The organism is Aminobacter sp. P4_H6_2, from assembly GCF_056400805.1.
Genome location: NZ_JBFUKO010000958.1, coordinates 1 through 1380, shown reverse-complemented (window position 1 = coordinate 1380; position 1380 = coordinate 1). Strand labels below are relative to the sequence as shown.

Annotated in this window: 3 protein-coding genes; 1 reads left to right on the top strand and 2 read right to left on the bottom strand. The window is 55.7% G+C overall.

The window, feature by feature from the left end; all coding sequences use genetic code 11:
• Both AC1DUU_RS32050 and AC1DUU_RS32045 read right to left on the bottom strand, forming a co-directional pair.
• Positions 1 to 143: DUF4062 domain-containing protein (locus tag AC1DUU_RS32050; RefSeq protein ID WP_476787322.1), on the bottom strand; the 143-nt coding region annotated here is incomplete at its 3' end.
• 54 nt (positions 144 to 197) lie between these two features.
• A complete protein-coding gene (locus AC1DUU_RS32045) occupies positions 198 to 560 on the bottom strand; it encodes a thermonuclease family protein (protein ID WP_476787321.1) in 363 nt (120 codons plus the stop codon).
• Between the two features lie 558 nt (positions 561 to 1118).
• On the opposite strand from AC1DUU_RS32045, the gene AC1DUU_RS32040 reads away from it, so the two are divergent.
• Positions 1119 to 1380 (top strand): GntR family transcriptional regulator (locus AC1DUU_RS32040; protein ID WP_476787320.1); only part of this gene is annotated, 262 nt, incomplete at its 3' end.

The following is a 1380-nucleotide window of genomic DNA, read 5'->3' as shown; positions in this document are numbered from 1 at the left end:
CACTGGGACTTATCGCCCGCCGTAAACAGCTCCATACCTGCTGGCATATGACCCGATTTTAGAATTGCGGATACGGCTGCTTGCCTCTCCTCGATGAGGTCGGTGAAGGTGCTGGAAACGAAAACTTGCAGCTTACGATCCATTGGTGGCAATACCTTTTTGAGTTATCTGATCCGTAGTAATTCGTACGTCTTACGTCACTCGCACCATGGCTGGCGTTTGCCAGTCCACGGCCGAGCGAGCCCTTCGGTAATCATGACCTCGCCGATGTCCTCACCAGCAACTTCGATGGTCGCCAAAGTTCGGCCGTGCCGATCGTTGAGCCGACCGGTATTGGGGTCCCCACGGTGGATGATGATATCTCCGCCAGCGAGCAGCTCGGCGACGCGGCGCTTGGCGACCAGACCGAGGCGCTTCTCGGCATCGCACTTAGCGCTGTGGATTTCCGGCGTGTCGATGTTGGCGATACGGACACGTTCATTGCCGAAATTGATGGTGTCACCATCAACGACGGACGTCGGACCTGCAGCAAAAAAAGTGGCAAGAATCAGAGCAATCATCGCAGCACTTTACGATGAATTTCGTAGCGATCCGACCACCGCTTTTGGTTTTACAATTCGACTCTAAGCCATTGATCTATAACAAGCGCTGTTGGCCGTGTTTTACAGCCAACCAGTTGAAATCTCGTAACACCCGCTAGCTTCCCAAGCTGAACGCGCGGGTTCGATTCCCGCTACCCGCTCCAGCTTGCGCCGCAAGGCTTTGCGGCTGATTTTCCCGACAAGATGTTTGCAGCCACACTTCTCGCCCTTCAGCTTGGGCGCCAGATCGTCACGCATGGTCGAGTGGTTGAAGCCGAGCCGTCCAGCCAGGATGCTGGCAGCTCGAAGCCATCGTCACGCGCCATTATCGAAACCGTTGACGATTGTGCGCCATACATGATTGATTTTCTTGCATAAGAAGAGCGATGTACGGCAGGTTGTGCGCCTTGTTGTGCAAGGTTGCCGCAAGTTCTGCGCGTTAGCAGGGTAATGCCCTATGGAGAGAAACTCCGAGCGGCAAGGGAGTAGAGCATCAAAGGCGGGGGGATCCCCTTTGATGCTAAGGGAGGTCCACACATGCCCGCACGCTATCTGTCCCCGGCCATGAGCGATCAGGACGCACTGTCGCTGATCGTCGCGCCCTTGGTCGGCGTGGAAGCCAACATCTACAATGACATATGGAATGCGGTGATTTGCCAATCGCTGGCTCCTGGCGTCAAGCTCGAAGAAATAGCCTTGAGCGAAATCTACGGCGTCAGCCGCACCGTCATCCGCAAAGTGCTGGTGATCATGGAGCAGGAAGGCGTCGTTTCGTTGCCGCTCAACCGTGGCGCCTATG

Excerpts from the sequence above, each read along its gene's own strand:
- AC1DUU_RS32045 (WP_476787321.1), bottom strand. The coding sequence starts at position 560 with ATGATTGCTCTGATTCTTGCCACTTTTTTTGCTGCAGGTCCGACGTCC.